Genomic DNA, 14716 nt, shown 5'->3' on the forward strand with positions numbered 1-14716 from the left:
GCATAGGCTTGCGCGATTGTTTGCCCGCGCCTGACGCGAGCCGCCTCGAGGAGACTGAACATGGGCCTGAACAACCAGTGGATGCAACGCGATCTCGCGGTGCTGTGGCATCCCTGCACCCAGATGAAAGACCACGAACAGCTGCCGCTGATCCCGATCAAGCGCGGTGAAGGCGTCTGGCTCGAAGACTTCGAAGGCAAGCGTTATCTGGATGCGGTCAGCTCCTGGTGGGTCAACGTGTTCGGCCACGCCAACCCGCGCATCAACCAGCGCATCAAGGATCAGGTCGATCAACTGGAACACGTGATTCTGGCCGGTTTCAGCCATCAGCCAGTGATCGAGCTGTCCGAGCGTCTGGTGAAGATGACGCCCGAGGGCCTGAACCGGGTGTTCTACGCCGATAACGGCTCGTCCTGCATCGAAGTCGCGCTGAAAATGAGCTTTCACTACTGGCTCAACCGCAGCCAGCCGAACAAGAAACGCTTCGTCACCCTGACCAACAGCTACCACGGCGAGACCATGGCGGCGATGTCAGTCGGTGACGTGCCGTTGTTCACCGAAACCTATAAAGCACTGCTGATGGACACCATCAAGGTGCCGAGCCCGGATTGCTACCTGCGCCCGCAGGGCATGAGCTGGGAAGAACACTCGCGCAACATGTTCGCGGCGATGGAGCAGACGCTGGCGGAAAACCATGACAGCGTCGCTGCGGTGATCGTCGAGCCGCTGATCCAGGGCGCCGGCGGCATGCGCATGTACCACCCGGTGTATCTCAAGCTGTTGCGCGAGGCCTGCGACCGTTACGGCGTGCACCTGATCCACGACGAAATCGCCGTCGGCTTCGGCCGCACCGGAACGATGTTCGCCTGCGAACAGGCCGGCATCCGCCCGGACTTCCTGTGCCTGTCGAAAGCCCTGACCGGTGGCTATCTGCCGTTGGCCGCGTGCCTGACCACCGACGAGGTGTACAGCGCGTTCTACGACGACTACCCGACCCTGCGCGCCTTCCTGCATTCCCACAGCTACACCGGCAACCCGCTGGCCTGTGCGGCGGCGCTGGCGACTCTGGATATCTTCGAACAGGACAACGTGATCGAGAACAACCGGGCGCTGGCTCAACGCATGGCGTCGGCGACGGCGCATCTGGTGGATCATCCGAATGTTTCGGAAGTGCGGCAGACCGGCATGGTCCTGGCGATCGAGATGGTCAAGGACAAAGCCACAAAAGAGGCTTATCCGTGGCAGGAACGTCGCGGCCTGAAGGTGTTCCAGCATGCGCTGGAGCGTGGCGCGTTGCTGCGCCCGCTGGGCAGCGTGGTGTATTTCCTGCCGCCGTACGTGATCACCCCGGAGCAGATCGACTTCCTCGCCGAAGTCGCCAGCGAAGGCATCGACATCGCCACTCGTGACAGCGTCAGCGTGGCGGTGCCGAAGGATTTTCATCCCGGGTTTCGTGATCCGGGCTAAGCATGACTCGTACTCGTTCCCACGCTCCGCGTGGGAATGCAGCCAAGGACGCTCCGCGTCCCAAAAGCGGACGCAGAGCGTCCAATGAGGCATTCTCACGCAGAGCGTGGGAACGATCTACTTAAAGAGACCCACCATGAGACTGTCCCGCTTTTTTATCGACGCCCCGCTGAGCACTGGCGAACACGAACTGCCGGAAGCCCAGGCGCACTACATCAGCCGCGTGCTGCGCATGGCCGAAGGCGATGCGGTGCAGTTGTTCGACGGCTCCGGCCATGAGTTTCGCGGATCGCTGGTGGAAGTCGGCAAGAAGCGCGTGGTGGTGCAGATCGACGAGCAGTTCGCCGGCCAGGTCGAATCACCGCTGCACATCCACCTCGGCCAGGGCCTGTCCCGGGGCGAGCGGATGGACTGGGCGATCCAGAAAGCCACCGAACTGGGCGTGACTGAAATCACCCCGATCTTCAGCGAGCGCTGCGAAGTCCGCCTCAAGGACGAACGCGCCGACAAACGCCTGCTGCACTGGCGTCAGGTGGCGATCAGCGCCTGCGAGCAATGCGGTCGTTCGCGGGTGCCGGTGATTCATCCACCGCTGTTGCTGGCCGACTGGCTGAAACAGACGCAAGCCGAACTGAAACTGGTGCTGCACCCGGTGGCCGAGCCGCTGGTCAGCCATGCCAAGCCATCAACGCTGGCGTTCCTGATCGGCCCTGAAGGCGGTTTGTCCGACGCCGAAGTCGAGCAGGCCAAGAACAACGGCTTCCACGCCGCCCGCCTCGGCCCGCGCGTGCTGCGCACCGAGACCGCGCCGGTTGTGGCACTGGCGGTAGCGCAGCAACTGTGGGGTGATTTCTAACCCGTCACTGCACCGGATCACTGGTTGGTCTGGCGATGATTGCCTTGAGTTCGCCGGTCATCGGGAATTCAAGGTTCAAGCCCTTCGGCGGGATCGGCTGCTCGAACCACTTGCGGTAAATCCCGTTGATCTCCCCCGAGCTGTACAGGTCGGCCAACACGCCGTTCACCAGCGCAAGAAACTGCGGATCATCCTTGCGCACCATGCAGCTGTAGATTTCCCGCGACTGCTCCTCCCCCACCACGACCCAGTTGTGCGGATCGCGTGCCTTGGCCCGCTCGCCGTAGAGCAACGCATCGTCCATGTAGAATGCCGCCGCGCGCCCCGATTGCAGCATCTGGAATGCCTCGCCGTGATCCTTGGCGCTGATGACGAACATGTTCAGTTTGTGGTCGAGGTTGTAGCTCTTCAGATAACGCTCGTTGGTGGTGCCGGCGGTGGTCACCACGTTCTTGCCGCGCAGATCGTCGAAGCTGTGGATGCCGCTGTCCCTGGCAGTCAGGAGCTGACCTTTGACGTAGATGAAACCGTAGGAGAACGCGACCTGCTTCTGCCGTTCGGCGGTTACCCCGGTGGAGCCGCATTCAAGGTCGACCGTGCCGTTCTGCACCAGCGGAATCCGCGTCTGCGACGTCACCAGGTTGTACTTCACCTTCAGTTCCGGCAGCGCCAGTTGCTGCTGGATGCGCTCGACGATCTTGCCTGCCAGTTCCACCGAATACCCCATCGGCTGCCCGGTGTGATCGCCCACATACGAAAACGGCACCGACGCATCGCGATAACCCAGGGTGATGCTATTGGTGCTGGCAATCTTGCCGAGCGTACCGGTCAGCGGCACTTCATTGGCCTGCGCCTGAGCGCCGAAAACCAGCGCCAGAGTGCAGCCGAGCAACGTGATTTTTTGCATTGTTATTCTCCGTTGTGGGTGGGGTGTTTTAGCAGAAACCGTCACGCCGCACGGGGATTGAACCCGTGCAGATCAATGGATGTGCGCTGCTCGCCGATCAGTTCGCTGAGCAACTGCCCGCTGCCGCAGGCCAGGGTGAAACCCAGCGCACCGTGGCCGAGGTTGAGCCACAGATTGCGATACGCCGTGGCGCCCAACAGCGGAACGCCGGTGGGGGTGGCCGGGCGCATGCCGGCCCATTCCACGGCCGCATCGTAGTTGCCGGCGTCGGGAAAGGTGTCGCGGGCCTGGCGCTTGATCAGCGCCAGCCGCTCGGGGTCCACCGCCGGGTCGAAACCGACGATGTCGACCATTGCCGCCACGCGCAGTTGTTCGCCGATACGCGCGTAGACGATCTTGCGGTCGTAGTCGGTGATGCTCACGTCCGGTGCTCGATGCACTTTGCCAATCGGCACGGTCAGGCTGTAGCCCTTCAGCGGATACAGCGGCAGGCGCAGGCCGGGCAGCGCGAGCAACGGGCTGCGATGGCCGGCGGCGATTACCAGTTGTTCGACCGGCAGGGTCTCTTCGCCAAGTTCAATGGCCGTGACGGCGCCGTGACTATGGCGAATGCCGGTGACTGCCTGACCGAGACGAAACTCGCAGCGACCCGACGCCTTCAAGCGCGCCGCCAACTGCTGGCAAAAGCCATGACAGTCGCCGACTTCCTCATCCGGCGTGTAGATCGCGCCTACAAACGGCGCATCGGCCAGTGCCAGTTCAAGTTGCGCACATTCGGTGGCGGACAACACCTGCTGTTGCTGCGGATCGGCGAGGCCTTTGCGTGCATGCTCGAAGCTGGCGGCGTTGCGGAAGGTCACCAGTTTGCCGTTGCGCCGCCAATTGAAACCGGTGAGCCCGTCGTCCTCACGCCAGCGTTTCAGGGTGCTCTGGCTGAACAACGCCAGACGCAACAGATGCGCGGCGTTTTCGCGGTTGACCGAGGTGCGGCACGCGGCGAGAAACGAGGCCATCCAGCGCCACTGCGCCGGGTCCAGGCGCGGGCGCAATTTCAGCGGTGAATCGCCGCGCAGCATCCAGCCGATTGCCTGCAACGGTACGCCGGCATCGGCCAGCGGCGCGACGTAGCGATAGGACAACTGGCCGCCGTTGGCAAAACTGGTTTCGCTGCCCAGCGACTGCCGCGCCTCGACCACCGTCACCTCGAAGCCGTCGCGCACCAGCGCCCAGGCCGTTGCCAACCCGATCACGCCGCCGCCGATGATGCACACACGCTGAGCCATGTCTGTCCTTAACCGTTCTTGAAGACGAGGCCAAGGTTAGGGTGAGGTGACAGGCGCCGAACAATGAATAAAGATGCCAGGCCTATAAACAAAGGTTATGGGATCGCCATGCGCCTTCGTCACATCGAGATTTTCCAGGCCATCCGCCAGACCGGCTCGATCAGCGCCGCTGCGCAATTGCTGCATGTCTCACAACCGGCGGTGACCAAGGTCTTGCAGCACGCCGAGCAGCAACTGGGCTTTCCGTTGTTTCTGCGGGTGCGCGGCAAGTTGCAGGCAACCCCGGAAGCGCTGGAGCTGGAGCGTGAAGTCGATAAGGTCACCGAAAGCCTGCAAGGCGTGCGGCGTCTGGCCCAGAGCCTGCGCCGCGAACCCGGCCACAGCCTGCGGATCGGCGCGACCCCGGCGCTGGCGCTGTCGTTGCTGCCTCCAGCGATCCAGCAGTGGACCGCGCAGTTCCCGGACATCGCCTGCGAACTGTCGAGCGCCCACAGCCGCGAGCTGATGCAGAACCTGCTGATGCGCGAAGTGGACGTGGCGCTGACGTTGCAGCTGCCGGACCATCCGGGGCTGAAGGCCCAGGCATTGGCATCGGGGGTGCTGGTGGCGCTGGCGCCCAAAGGTTACTGGCCGGAGAAAGACTCCGGTCAGCCGTTGCCGCTGATGGCATTGGCCGGGGCGCCGCTGATCGGACTGTCCAGCGCCGACCCGCTGGCCGCCCGCCTCGATAGTTATCTCGAAGCGGTTGAACCGCCGCCGCGTGTGCGGATCGCCGTGCAGACGTATTCGCTGGCGCGAGCGATGGTGGAGTCCGGCGCCGGGGTCGCGGTGATCGATCCGTTCACCGCGCTGGGTGCCTCATCGGCCACCACCACTATCCGCCCTCTCGCCCCGCCGCTGCCGATCACGCTGTACGCGGTGACTCGCGCCACCGAACCACCGCCACATACGCTGAATGATTTGCTGCAGATCTTCAGTCAGCGCGCCAGCGAACAACTCGGCCGACTGATAGGCGCTTAAAGGACGTAAAACAGAATCGCCACAAAGTGCAGCAAACTCCCGGCGATCACGAACAGATGCCAGATCCCGTGGGCATGCCGCAACCGATGGTCGAGGGCAAAGAAGATGATCCCCACGGTGTACAGCACGCCGCCCGACGCCAGCCAGGCAAACCCCGCCGTCCCGAGCGCTGCGATCAGCGGCTTGACCGCCACCAGCACGATCCAGCCCATCACCGCGTAGATCACGATCGACAGGATCCGCGCCTCCGAGCGTGGCTTGATCTCCTGCAGGATGCCGATCAGCGCCAGCCCCCAGACAATCCCGAACAGCGTCCAGCCCCACGGCCCGCGCAGGGTCACCAGGCAGAACGGCGTGTAACTGCCGGCGATCAGCAGGTAGATCGAAAAGTGATCGACCTTCTTCATGATCGCTTTCTTGCGCCCGCGCACGCTGTGGTACACGGTGGACGCGCTGTAGAGCACCAGCAACGTAAAGGCATAAATCGCCACGCTGACGATCTTCCACGGGCTGCCGTCGAGGCTGGCGATCACCAGCATCCAGACGCCCCCGACAAACGCCGCTACCGCACCGACCAGATGCGTCCAGGCGTTCAGTTTTTCTCCGTGATACATGTGTCGCACACCTCGATTTCATTTACCGCAACGCGCAAGGCTCGGGCCTTGAGCGTAAAAGCGCAATGTTTCCGTTCAACGCAGGCAGGCACCTGTCCTGATATTTGGGCACAATCGAGCGATACCAAGAAGAGTCCGCGCCATGCTGATCGACGAAGAATTGACCCTGAAGAAACTCGAGGTGTTCCTCGCCTTCATGCGCACCGGCAACCTCGCCCGCGCCGCCGCCGAGTTGCAGACCAGCAACGTCAGCGTGCACCGCGCGATCCATTCGCTGGAAAGCGCCCTGCGCTGTCCGCTGTTCAAACACGAAGGGCGCAACCTGACACCGCTGGAAAGCGCCTACGTGCTCGAGGAGCGGGCGCAGAAGCTGATTCAGGACGTGGTCGAAAGCGTGCGCCTGACCCGCGAAGCCGCCGGGTTCTCGGCCGAGCGATTCAAGCTCGGCTCGCTGTATTCGCTGACGGTGAAGACCGTGCCGCAATTGATCATGGGTTTGAAGATCCGCCGCAGCGAACTCAACATCGACCTGATCCTCGGCTCGAACATCGACCTGCTCTACAAGCTGAAAAACATGGAAGTCGACGCGATCCTGGTGTCGCTGGACGACACCGTCAACGACCCGGACTGCGAGCAGATTCCACTGTTTTCCGACGACATTTTCCTCGCCACCCCGGCCGATTCGCGATTCGCCCAGCGCAGCGAAGTGGACCTGGCGGAGGTGCGCGACGAAACCTTCATCACCCTGACCCAAGGCTTCGCCACCCATCAGGACGGTATTCGGGTGTTCAGGCAGGCGGGGTTCGAGCCGAAGGTGGCGATGCAGGTCAACGACATCTTCACCCTGCTGAGCATGGTCAGTTCCGGGGTCGGTTACGCGTTGCTGCCGGGGAGGATTGCGGCGGTGTACGAGAACCGGGTGAAGCTGATTCCGCTGCAGGAGAAGTACCGGTTGCAGCAGCACATCGGGGTGGTGTTTCTGAAGGCTAAAGAGCGGGACCCGAATTTGCTGGCGTTGTTGGCGGAGTGTCGGATGTATGCGAATCGCCAGACTGGGGTTTGATCAAGAGCAGATCAAGATCAAGAGCTTACCCCCTCACCCCAGCCCTCTCCCCCAAGGGGGCGAGGGGGAAAGGGAGCAGATCTCCATCGGTTTCGAGTCCTGAGTTCGACACGGAAATTTCAGGTCGATAAAGCTGACCCATCCAACTCGGTCAGTCCCCTCTCCCTCCGGGAGAGGGTTAGGGTGAGGGGCTTTTGACGTTCAGCCAACAATCCCGCGAACGATGAAGAACAGCAGCGATGGCCCAAGCAGGCACCCAAGTCCGGTGTGGAAGGTCGCGGTCAACGCCCCATAAGGCACCAACCGCCGATCCGTCGCCGCCAGCCCCGCCGTCACGCCACTCACCGTCCCGGCCAGCCCGCCAAACACCATCGCCGAGCGCGGGTTATCCAGGCCCATCCAGCGCGCCGCCACGGGCGTGCCGACCATCACCAGAATCGCCTTGATCAACCCGGTGGCAATCGACAGCGCCATCACATCCGACGTCGCGCCAATCGCCGCACCGGTCACCGGGCCGACAATGTAAGTCACCGCACCCGCGCCGATGGTGGTCATGCTCACCGCATCGCGATAACCGAACGCGTAAGCCATGCACGCACCGACAATGAACGGCAGGATCGTGCCCAGCAGCAGCGCAATCACGCCGATCATCCCGGCCTTCTTCGCCTCGGTGGCCTGCACCTCAAATGCGGTGGCAACGATGGCGAAATCCCGCAGCATCGCGCCACCCATCAGGCCGATGCCGGAGAACAGCGTCAGGTCCGCCAGGCCTTTCTGCCCGCCGGTCATGGTGCCGCCGACCCAGGCCAGCACCAGGCCGATGACGATGGCAATCGCCGAGCCGTGAATCCGTCCGAAGGTCAGGCGTTTGGAGAGAATCACCGAGACCCACATGATCACGCCGACGAAGGCAAAGGCAGTGATCAGACCGTTGTGTTCCAGACCTTTTTCAATGAGATCCCACATATCAGCGACCTCCTACCGGCGTGCCGACCGGGGAGATTTCCGCCGGTTCGTCGGGCAAGGGCTCGCCCTTGTGGGTGCGGCTGATCAGGGCAATGGTGCAGCCACAGACCAGCACCGAACCGATCGCCGCCAGCACCGCCACCGGGCCGCCGTGCAGGGCGGTGACGACGTTCTGTTGCGCGGCCATCGCCACCACCACGGGAATGTACATGGCGCCCCAGAAGCCGACGCCCATCTCGCAATCCTTGGTCATGCCGCCGCGTTTCTGCATCCACAACCGCGCGCAGATCAACAGGATCATGGCGATGCCGACCCCGCCGACGTTGGATTTGACGCCCAGAAGAACACCGAGCAGGTCACCCATGATCACCCCTGCCAGCGTACAGATCGCCAGCAGCGCCACACCGTAAATAATCATTGTTGTAGTCCTCAAAGTGCATCGTCGAATTGTTTTTGTTGTTCGAAGCCTGAGTCGCAGCGGTCTAGAGTCGGCGGCCCTCCTCTTCACGCAACAGCGCCTGCAAGGTGTCGAGCCGGGCACTGTCGAAGGCAGTGACAGTCCCCTGTTCGAACACCCGGCGCGCCAGCCCGGTCAGCACCGCACCGGGCGGCAGTTCGATCTGTAGACGTACGCCGCGCTCGTAGGCGCTTTGTACGGTGCCGCGCCAGTCCACCACGCGGCACATGTTGAAGGCGAGGTCGTCGCGCAGCGCTTCTACCTTGGTCACAGGCCTGGCGCGACTGCCGCTCAGGTAAGCGATGTTCGGTGTTTTCAGTTCTACCCTGGTGAACGCTTCGGCGAGGGTTTGCGCAGGCTCATCCAGCAACGGGCAGTGCGACGGCACGCTGACCGCCAGCCGTTTTGCCAGACCGGCGCCACGACTGCGCGCCAGCTCGGCGACCGCTTGCATCGCCTTGTCGCTGCCGGCAATCACCACCTGGTTATCGGCGTTGATATTGGCCAGGTACACCGGTGTTTCTGCGCCGTGCACCTGCGCCAGCAGCGTTTCGACTGTGGATAATTGCAGACCGATGATCGCGGTCATGCCGAAGCCCTGTGGATAAGCCTGCTGCATCAACTCGCCGCGCAGGCTGACCAGATGCAGCGCATCGCTGAAGCTCAATGCTCCGGCGACCACCGCTGCCGGGTAGGCACCAATGGACAGGCCGGCGACGTAATCTGCGGTGAGTCCGCCCTGCAACAACTGCCGCGAGGCTGCGACCCCGGCGATCAGCAGGCAAAGCTGAACCGCTCGGGTGTTGCGCAACGCTTCGCTGGAATCCAGTTGCAAGACATCTTCACCGAGCTCGTCGCTGGCCTCGATCAGCGTTTCCCGAGGCAAACGCTGGAGCATGCCGGGCTGTTGCGCGCCCTGGCCGGGAAACACCAGCAGGCTGCTCACGCTGCCTGCTCCTGCGGGTTCCACGGATCAGACACCAGACAGGCTTCATGGGCGTTTTTCAGCAGCACCCGTGAAGCATTCCCGGCCCATTCGCGCAGGGCGACGGCACCGAACGGCGTCTGCAATTGCAGGTCGACCCGGCAGATCGCCTGATCGAAATGCGCCACCAGTTTGCGCGCCTGGTTACGGGTAATGAGTTGCGGTGTACGCAGAATCAAGTCGAGATCGCTGCGCTCGTGCATTGCCGTAAATCCACTGGCCAGCTCAAACCCGACACTGCCACTGACACCCCAGATCCAACCACAATCATCGAGCACCGGCCGCAGTTGCCGCAGCGCCTGCATGACCGGCAGATCACGCGCGCTCTCTACATGACAAAGCGCTTCCGGGCTGACCCGACAGGCAATCGAATCGACAGACATAAACGCCGCCAATCGCTGCTCGCGCAACCGACCGCGCACGCCCACTGCCACAAGTCCTTCCTCACTCAAGGCCCGCCGCACCACCACCGGTTGCCCGCCAGCCAGCGAATCAATCGCCCACTGCGGCGCTTCCGCCGGCAACTGCGCCGGCGTCATGCCCCACAGCAGGTCGTGGGCGAGAACGCTGTTCACCACTGCGCCCTCAGCAATTCACGTACACGGCTGGAGGCTTCGCGGTTTTTCGCGCCGAGACGATTGCTCAAATCAGTCGCGCCAATATCTTCGATGGCTTGCTTCAGGCATTCGCCGACCCGCGCCAGATCCTCCGCCGTCGGCTGTTCGATCTGCTGCACCGACAAGGTTTCCCAGAGCAATCCGAGGCTGGCATAGCTGTCGATGTCATAGGCCATCGGCGGCACGCTGGACGCCAGAGCTTCCAGTTCTTCGACGCTGCGCAACGTCACCCGCGCCGCCGAAGCCTTGCCCATCGCATGCACCATCACCCCCGGATCACGCAGGGCGATCAATCGATTGGCCTGATAACCGTGAGCGAGAAACGCCCCGGACATGGCCTTGCCCACCAGCAGCGCAATCACCGGATGCCCGACCAGCCGCGCGCGGGCATAAGCGTCTGCCGCACCGGCCAAAGCCTGATGAATGCCGAGGGCTTCTTCGCGGCGACCGTAGGCCTGGCTCGGCACATCGACGATGGCGATCAAGGGCCGTTTTTGCGATTTGTCCTGGTCGGCGGTGATCGCGTCATCCACCGCCTTGGCCAGACCCCAACCTTCGAGCAAACCAACTTCGCCGTTGCGAGCGCGAGGGAAACGGTTTTGCGGATCGGCGACCACGGCGATAAAACGCCCGAGTGCCACGTCGGCGACCTTCAGCGATGGCGGCAAGCCTTCGATAGCATTCGCGCCAGCGCTCAAGGCGTTGAACCAGTTCAGGCCGCGCACGGAATAACCACTCATGAGCGCTCTCCTTGATACAGATCGCGAACCACCGAAGGCTCGATTTGCTTGTCAGTGTCCAGGCTCGTCAGGCGTTGCAGGAACCACTCGGCCCGTTGACTGCGCGGTTGCGCTGGCAGGCCCTGTTGCAGCAACTCGCCGACCTGCCCGCGAATCTGCGCCACGTCATCGGCGACATAACGGTCCACCAGATCACTGGCGAAACGTTGCTCGCCACCGGTCAGGCTCCAGATGAAGGGCCGGTCGCGGGAGTCGTATTCCTCGATCCCGGCTTCCTGCTCGATCACCTGCGGGCCGTTCAGGCCGAGGCGTGCTTCCTGGGTCACCAGCAAATAGCTGCACAGCGCGGCGGCAATCGACATCCCGCCAAAGCAACCGACGCTGCCGGCCACCACGCCAACCACCGGTTGGTATTGCTGCAGATCGACAATCGCCGCGTGGATGTCGGCAATCGCCGCCAAGCCAAGGTTGGCTTCCTGCAGGCGCACGCCGCCGGTTTCCAGCAGCAGGATGGCGCGGGTCGGGATGTCTTTGCGGTTGTCTTCGGCGGCCAGTTCCAGCGCGCCGGCGATCTTTGCGCCGCCGACTTCACCGAGGCTGCCGCCCTGAAACGCGCCTTCGATGGCGGCAATCACCACCGGCAAACCGTCGAGGCTGCCCTTGGCGATCACCACACCGTCATCGGCCTGGGGCACCACGCCCTGGCGTTCCAGCCATGGCGACATGACGCGTTGAAACGGGTCGAGCAATTCGCGGAAAGTGCCGGTGTCGAGCAAGGCTTTCGCCCGCTGCCGTGCGCCGAGTTCGACGAAGCTGTGTTTGTGTAGAAGTGCCGAGGTGTCAGTCATGGCCGATCTCCTCGAAGCCTTGTTCCAGACGCAGGCGCACCACGCCCGGGGTCGCACCGAAGTCGTGGATATCGATGGCCATCGCCGGTGGCGTGGTGCCGTCGAACATCCGTGCGAACAGATGCTGCCAGCGCTGCTCGGCACCGTTGACTGAAGTCTGCACGTTGATCGTCAGCTTGCCGGCCAGGCCCGGTTCGATCAGCACTTCCAGATCGCCCGAGCCGACACAACCGACCAGCGCCCGACCGCGTGGCGGCTGCCCGGCGGGGAATTCAAAGGATAAGGTTTCCATCAAAACGCTCCCTGAAGGATGCCGTCGCGCTCGATTCGATCGAGCAGCAGGCTGGCGGCGAGCAAGTCGGCGGCGCCACCGGGCGAGGCATTCAATGCGATGAGTTGTTGATCCAGTTCGTGCAGGCGACGGCGACCGGTGAGGCTGGAGCTGCCACCGGCGTCGAGCACTGCCTGGGCGCCGTGTTGCATGGCGTGCAGGCCCTGTTCGCCGGCGCGGTACAGCACGCAGGTGTCGGCCAGCTCAGTCATGATTGCGAGCAAGGCATCGAGCCGGGCGTTCTGTTCGCCATGGCCGGCGGCGCGGCTGCGTTTGAGCTGCGGCAGGCCACGCTGCACTACGGACGGGAAGCCGAGTTGCGCTTCTTCCCGGGCGCCGCGAGCGCCATAGCGTTGGGCGACTTGGGCGCCATGGCTCAGCGGACGCGGCGCATAACAATCATCGAGCAACGCCAGACGCGCAGCGCGCAGCGTGACAGCGCCAGCGCTGGTGGACTTCATATCCAGCGCAGCCGCCGTGACCAGCAGACCCAGCGCCCAGATCGCCCCGCGATGGGTGTTCACGCCGTGGGTGGTGGCGAGCATCGCTTGTTCGCCTTCCCGTCCGATGCGGCCAATGGTTTCGCGCAGTGGCAAGCCGATTTCGCCGAACTCAAGCGCGGCCTCGGCCATTTCCTTGAACGCCGGCCACAGCGCCAGCGCCGAGGCATGCATCAATCCCAGGTGCAGATCGGTGTGAGCACCGTTGCCACGGCGGTCGACCAACGCCGGTTTCGGCGACAGGTCGGCTTCGTCGATCAGCGCGTCCACGGCCAGATCCGCCAGCCGTTCCGCGAGGGTGATGGTTTTGGGTTGCAGGTTGAGTGCGTGCATTACCAACTCCTGAACTTGGCGGGCGGGTTGTAGAGGCCGCCGGACCACTCGACCAGATCGGCCACGCTTTTCGCCGCCAGCAATTCGCGGGTGGCGTCGGTGCGACGGATGCCGAGGTCTTCGGGCAAGGCGATCAGGCCTTCGCGGCGCATGCGTTCGGTGTCTTTCGGGTTGTGGCGCAGGCCGATGGCGGTGACGCCGGCCACCGCTGCAATCATCGCCTGACGCTCTTCCAGCGAACGCGCCTTGTACAGGTAGGCGATGCCTTCTTCGGTGAGCAGGTGGGTGACGTCGTCGCCGTAGATCATGATCGGCGCGAGCGGCATGCCGCTTTTCTTCGCCACCTCCACCGCGTCGAGGGTCTCGACAAAGGTCGGTTTGCCGCCCTCCTGGAAGGTCTCGACCATTTGCACCACGAGTTTCTTGCCGCGCTCGAGCATCGGCTGCTGCGAATCGTCATGGCGCATATCGAGCCAGGCCGGAGTGCCGTGACGACGGCCGCGCGGGTCGTGGCCCATGTTCGGCGCGCCACCGAAACCGGCGAGACGGCCACGGGTCACAGTGGAGGAATGGCCGTCGCCATCGACTTGCAGGGTCGCGCCGATGAACAGGTCCACCGCGTACTGCCCGGCCAGTTGGCAGAACATCCGGTTGGAACGCAGCGAGCCGTCGCGACCGGTGAAGAACACATCGGGGCGAGCGGCGATGTAGTTTTCCATGCCCAGTTCGGTGCCGAAGCAATGCACACTTTCGACCCAGCCACTCTCGATAGCCGGGATCAGGGTCGGGTGCGGGTTGAGCGTCCAGTTGCGACAGATCTTGCCCTTGAGGCCGAGGGATTCGCCGTAGGTCGGCAGGATCAGTTCGATGGCGGCGGTATTGAAACCGATGCCGTGATTCAGCGACTGCACATTGTGTTTTTCGTAGATCCCGCGGATCGCCATCATCGCCATCAGCACGTGCACCGGTTTGATGTGCCGAGGGTCGCGAGTGAACAGCGGCTCGATGTAGAACGGCTTGTCCGCCACCACCACGAAATCGACCCACGACGCCGGAATATCCACCCGGGGCAGTTCGCTGACATCGTCCACCAGTTGATTGACCTGGACGATGACGATGCCGTCGCTGAACGCCGCCGGTTCGATCAGCGCCGGTGTGTCTTCGGTGCTCGGGCCGGTGTAGATGTTGCCGGCCCGGTCAGCCATGAACCCGGCCGAGAGCACGACGTTGGGGATCAGGTCCACCACCAGCCGGGCGTAGAGTTCGATGTAGGTGTGGATCGCGCCGATTTCCAGCAGACCGTCTTCGAGCAACTGGCTGATGCGCAGGCTCTGGGTGCCGGCGAAGGAGAAATCGAGCTTGCGGGCGATGCCGCGTTCGAACAGGTCCAGATGCTCGGAACGGCCGACGCTGGGCATGATCATGTGCAGGTCGTGGAGCTTTTCAGGATCGGCCTTGGCCAGCGCACGCGAAAGGAAATCCGCCTGCTTCTGGTTGTTGCCCTCCAGCACCACACGGTCGCCCGGATGGATCAGCGCTTCGAGTGCCGCGACGATTTTGTCGGTGGGCAACACCGCACCGTCGGCCAGCCCGCGCACCTTGTCGAGGCGCCGCTGCTTCTCGTCACGCCGCCGCGTCCAGCGCGAGTCGGGGGAAAGGGTTGTTGTCATGCTCACTCCACGGGGTTCGCTGTCGTGGAGCTACCTTAGGAGTGTCGGGTGGGGGCATC

16 protein-coding genes are annotated in these 14716 nt (G+C 63.3%); 4 read left to right on the forward strand and 12 right to left on the reverse strand.

The window, feature by feature from the left end:
- The first annotated feature begins 60 nt into the window (after nt 1–60).
- Both CAF76_RS04560 and CAF76_RS04565 read left to right on the forward strand, forming a co-directional pair.
- Nucleotides 61–1467 (forward strand): adenosylmethionine--8-amino-7-oxononanoate transaminase, encoded by a 1407-nt coding sequence (locus CAF76_RS04560; protein WP_085646953.1) that lies wholly within the window; start codon nt 61–63, stop codon nt 1465–1467.
- A gap of 136 nt (nt 1468–1603) precedes the next feature.
- A complete protein-coding gene (locus CAF76_RS04565) occupies nt 1604–2323 on the forward strand; it encodes a 16S rRNA (uracil(1498)-N(3))-methyltransferase (RefSeq protein WP_085646954.1) in 720 nt (239 codons plus the stop codon).
- Between the two features lie 4 nt (nt 2324–2327).
- On the opposite strand, the gene CAF76_RS04570 is transcribed toward CAF76_RS04565, so the two are convergent.
- Both CAF76_RS04570 and CAF76_RS04575 read right to left on the reverse strand, forming a co-directional pair.
- The gene (locus CAF76_RS04570) at nt 2328–3230 is read right to left on the reverse strand and encodes a transporter substrate-binding domain-containing protein (RefSeq protein WP_085646955.1); all 903 of its coding nucleotides are present in this window, start codon (nt 3228–3230) and stop codon (nt 2328–2330) included.
- Nucleotides 3231–3271: 41 nt separating this feature from the next.
- On the reverse strand, nt 3272–4513 hold the full coding sequence (locus CAF76_RS04575; protein WP_085646956.1) for a D-amino acid dehydrogenase: 1242 nt from the start codon (nt 4511–4513) through the stop codon (nt 3272–3274).
- 108 nt (nt 4514–4621) lie between these two features.
- On the opposite strand from CAF76_RS04575, the gene CAF76_RS04580 reads away from it, so the two are divergent.
- Nucleotides 4622–5533: a LysR family transcriptional regulator gene (locus CAF76_RS04580; RefSeq protein ID WP_085646957.1), complete on the forward strand. Its 912-nt coding sequence runs from the start codon at nt 4622–4624 to the stop codon at nt 5531–5533.
- Here CAF76_RS04580 and CAF76_RS04585 read toward each other — a convergent pair.
- Nucleotides 5530–6147, reverse strand: a complete 618-nt coding sequence (locus CAF76_RS04585) for a hemolysin III family protein (RefSeq protein WP_011336351.1) — start codon at nt 6145–6147, stop codon at nt 5530–5532. The two genes, CAF76_RS04580 and CAF76_RS04585, sit on opposite strands and share 4 nt — an antisense overlap.
- Before the next feature lie 142 nt (nt 6148–6289).
- Between CAF76_RS04585 and CAF76_RS04590 the strand changes: the two genes are divergently transcribed.
- Entirely contained in the window at nt 6290–7210 is a 921-nt protein-coding gene (locus CAF76_RS04590; protein ID WP_085646958.1) for a LysR substrate-binding domain-containing protein, read from the forward strand.
- A 201-nt stretch (nt 7211–7411) separates the two neighbouring features.
- On the opposite strand, the gene madM is transcribed toward CAF76_RS04590, so the two are convergent.
- The 9 genes from madM to mdcA form a co-directional block, all read right to left on the reverse strand.
- A complete protein-coding gene (gene madM / locus CAF76_RS04595; RefSeq protein WP_007953314.1) occupies nt 7412–8176 on the reverse strand; it encodes a malonate transporter subunit MadM in 765 nt (254 codons plus the stop codon).
- 1 nt (nt 8177) lies between these two features.
- On the reverse strand, nt 8178–8594 hold the full coding sequence (gene madL / locus CAF76_RS04600; protein WP_064600048.1) for a malonate transporter subunit MadL: 417 nt from the start codon (nt 8592–8594) through the stop codon (nt 8178–8180).
- A 64-nt stretch (nt 8595–8658) separates the two neighbouring features.
- Nucleotides 8659–9579, reverse strand: coding sequence for a malonate decarboxylase subunit epsilon (mdcH, locus tag CAF76_RS04605; protein WP_085646959.1), 921 nt, complete (start codon nt 9577–9579; stop codon nt 8659–8661).
- A complete protein-coding gene (locus CAF76_RS04610) occupies nt 9576–10196 on the reverse strand; it encodes a malonate decarboxylase holo-ACP synthase (protein ID WP_085646960.1) in 621 nt (206 codons plus the stop codon). Before CAF76_RS04610 ends, mdcH begins: the two co-directional genes overlap by 4 nt.
- Nucleotides 10190–10975 (reverse strand): biotin-independent malonate decarboxylase subunit gamma, encoded by a 786-nt coding sequence (gene mdcE / locus CAF76_RS04615; RefSeq protein WP_085646961.1) that lies wholly within the window; start codon nt 10973–10975, stop codon nt 10190–10192. Before mdcE ends, CAF76_RS04610 begins: the two co-directional genes overlap by 7 nt.
- On the reverse strand, nt 10972–11823 hold the full coding sequence (locus tag CAF76_RS04620; RefSeq protein WP_085646962.1) for a biotin-independent malonate decarboxylase subunit beta: 852 nt from the start codon (nt 11821–11823) through the stop codon (nt 10972–10974). Before CAF76_RS04620 ends, mdcE begins: the two co-directional genes overlap by 4 nt.
- Nucleotides 11816–12115 carry a malonate decarboxylase subunit delta gene (locus CAF76_RS04625; RefSeq protein WP_039767948.1) on the reverse strand — a complete coding sequence of 100 codons (300 nt, stop codon included), beginning with the start codon at nt 12113–12115 and terminating at the stop codon, nt 11816–11818. Before CAF76_RS04625 ends, CAF76_RS04620 begins: the two co-directional genes overlap by 8 nt.
- Nucleotides 12115–12987 carry a triphosphoribosyl-dephospho-CoA synthase gene (locus CAF76_RS04630; RefSeq protein WP_085646963.1) on the reverse strand — a complete coding sequence of 291 codons (873 nt, stop codon included), beginning with the start codon at nt 12985–12987 and terminating at the stop codon, nt 12115–12117. The genes CAF76_RS04625 and CAF76_RS04630 overlap by 1 nt, the downstream gene beginning before the upstream one ends.
- Nucleotides 12987–14657 carry a malonate decarboxylase subunit alpha gene (gene mdcA / locus CAF76_RS04635; protein ID WP_085646964.1) on the reverse strand — a complete coding sequence of 557 codons (1671 nt, stop codon included), beginning with the start codon at nt 14655–14657 and terminating at the stop codon, nt 12987–12989. The genes CAF76_RS04630 and mdcA overlap by 1 nt, the downstream gene beginning before the upstream one ends.
- Nucleotides 14658–14716: the final 59 nt, after the last annotated feature.

This window comes from Pseudomonas sp. B40(2017) (assembly GCF_002112855.1).
In the GTDB taxonomy this organism is placed as follows: Bacteria; Pseudomonadota; Gammaproteobacteria; order Pseudomonadales; family Pseudomonadaceae; genus Aquipseudomonas; species Aquipseudomonas pharyngis.

Coding starts and splice junctions, on each gene's coding strand:
- CAF76_RS04560 (WP_085646953.1), top strand. CDS start 61: ATGGGCCTGAACAACCAGTGGATGCAACGCGATCTCGCGGTGCTGTGG.
- CAF76_RS04565 (WP_085646954.1), top strand. CDS start 1,604: ATGAGACTGTCCCGCTTTTTTATCGACGCCCCGCTGAGCACTGGCGAA.
- CAF76_RS04570 (WP_085646955.1), bottom strand. CDS start 3,230: ATGCAAAAAATCACGTTGCTCGGCTGCACTCTGGCGCTGGTTTTCGGC.
- CAF76_RS04575 (WP_085646956.1), bottom strand. CDS start 4,513: ATGGCTCAGCGTGTGTGCATCATCGGCGGCGGCGTGATCGGGTTGGCA.
- CAF76_RS04580 (WP_085646957.1), top strand. CDS start 4,622: ATGCGCCTTCGTCACATCGAGATTTTCCAGGCCATCCGCCAGACCGGC.
- CAF76_RS04585 (WP_011336351.1), bottom strand. CDS start 6,147: ATGTATCACGGAGAAAAACTGAACGCCTGGACGCATCTGGTCGGTGCG.
- CAF76_RS04590 (WP_085646958.1), top strand. CDS start 6,290: ATGCTGATCGACGAAGAATTGACCCTGAAGAAACTCGAGGTGTTCCTC.
- madM (WP_007953314.1), bottom strand. CDS start 8,176: ATGTGGGATCTCATTGAAAAAGGTCTGGAACACAACGGTCTGATCACT.
- madL (WP_064600048.1), bottom strand. CDS start 8,594: ATGATTATTTACGGTGTGGCGCTGCTGGCGATCTGTACGCTGGCAGGG.
- mdcE (WP_085646961.1), bottom strand. CDS start 10,975: ATGAGTGGTTATTCCGTGCGCGGCCTGAACTGGTTCAACGCCTTGAGC.
- CAF76_RS04620 (WP_085646962.1), bottom strand. CDS start 11,823: ATGACTGACACCTCGGCACTTCTACACAAACACAGCTTCGTCGAACTC.
- CAF76_RS04625 (WP_039767948.1), bottom strand. CDS start 12,115: ATGGAAACCTTATCCTTTGAATTCCCCGCCGGGCAGCCGCCACGCGGT.
- CAF76_RS04630 (WP_085646963.1), bottom strand. CDS start 12,987: ATGCACGCACTCAACCTGCAACCCAAAACCATCACCCTCGCGGAACGG.
- mdcA (WP_085646964.1), bottom strand. CDS start 14,657: ATGACAACAACCCTTTCCCCCGACTCGCGCTGGACGCGGCGGCGTGAC.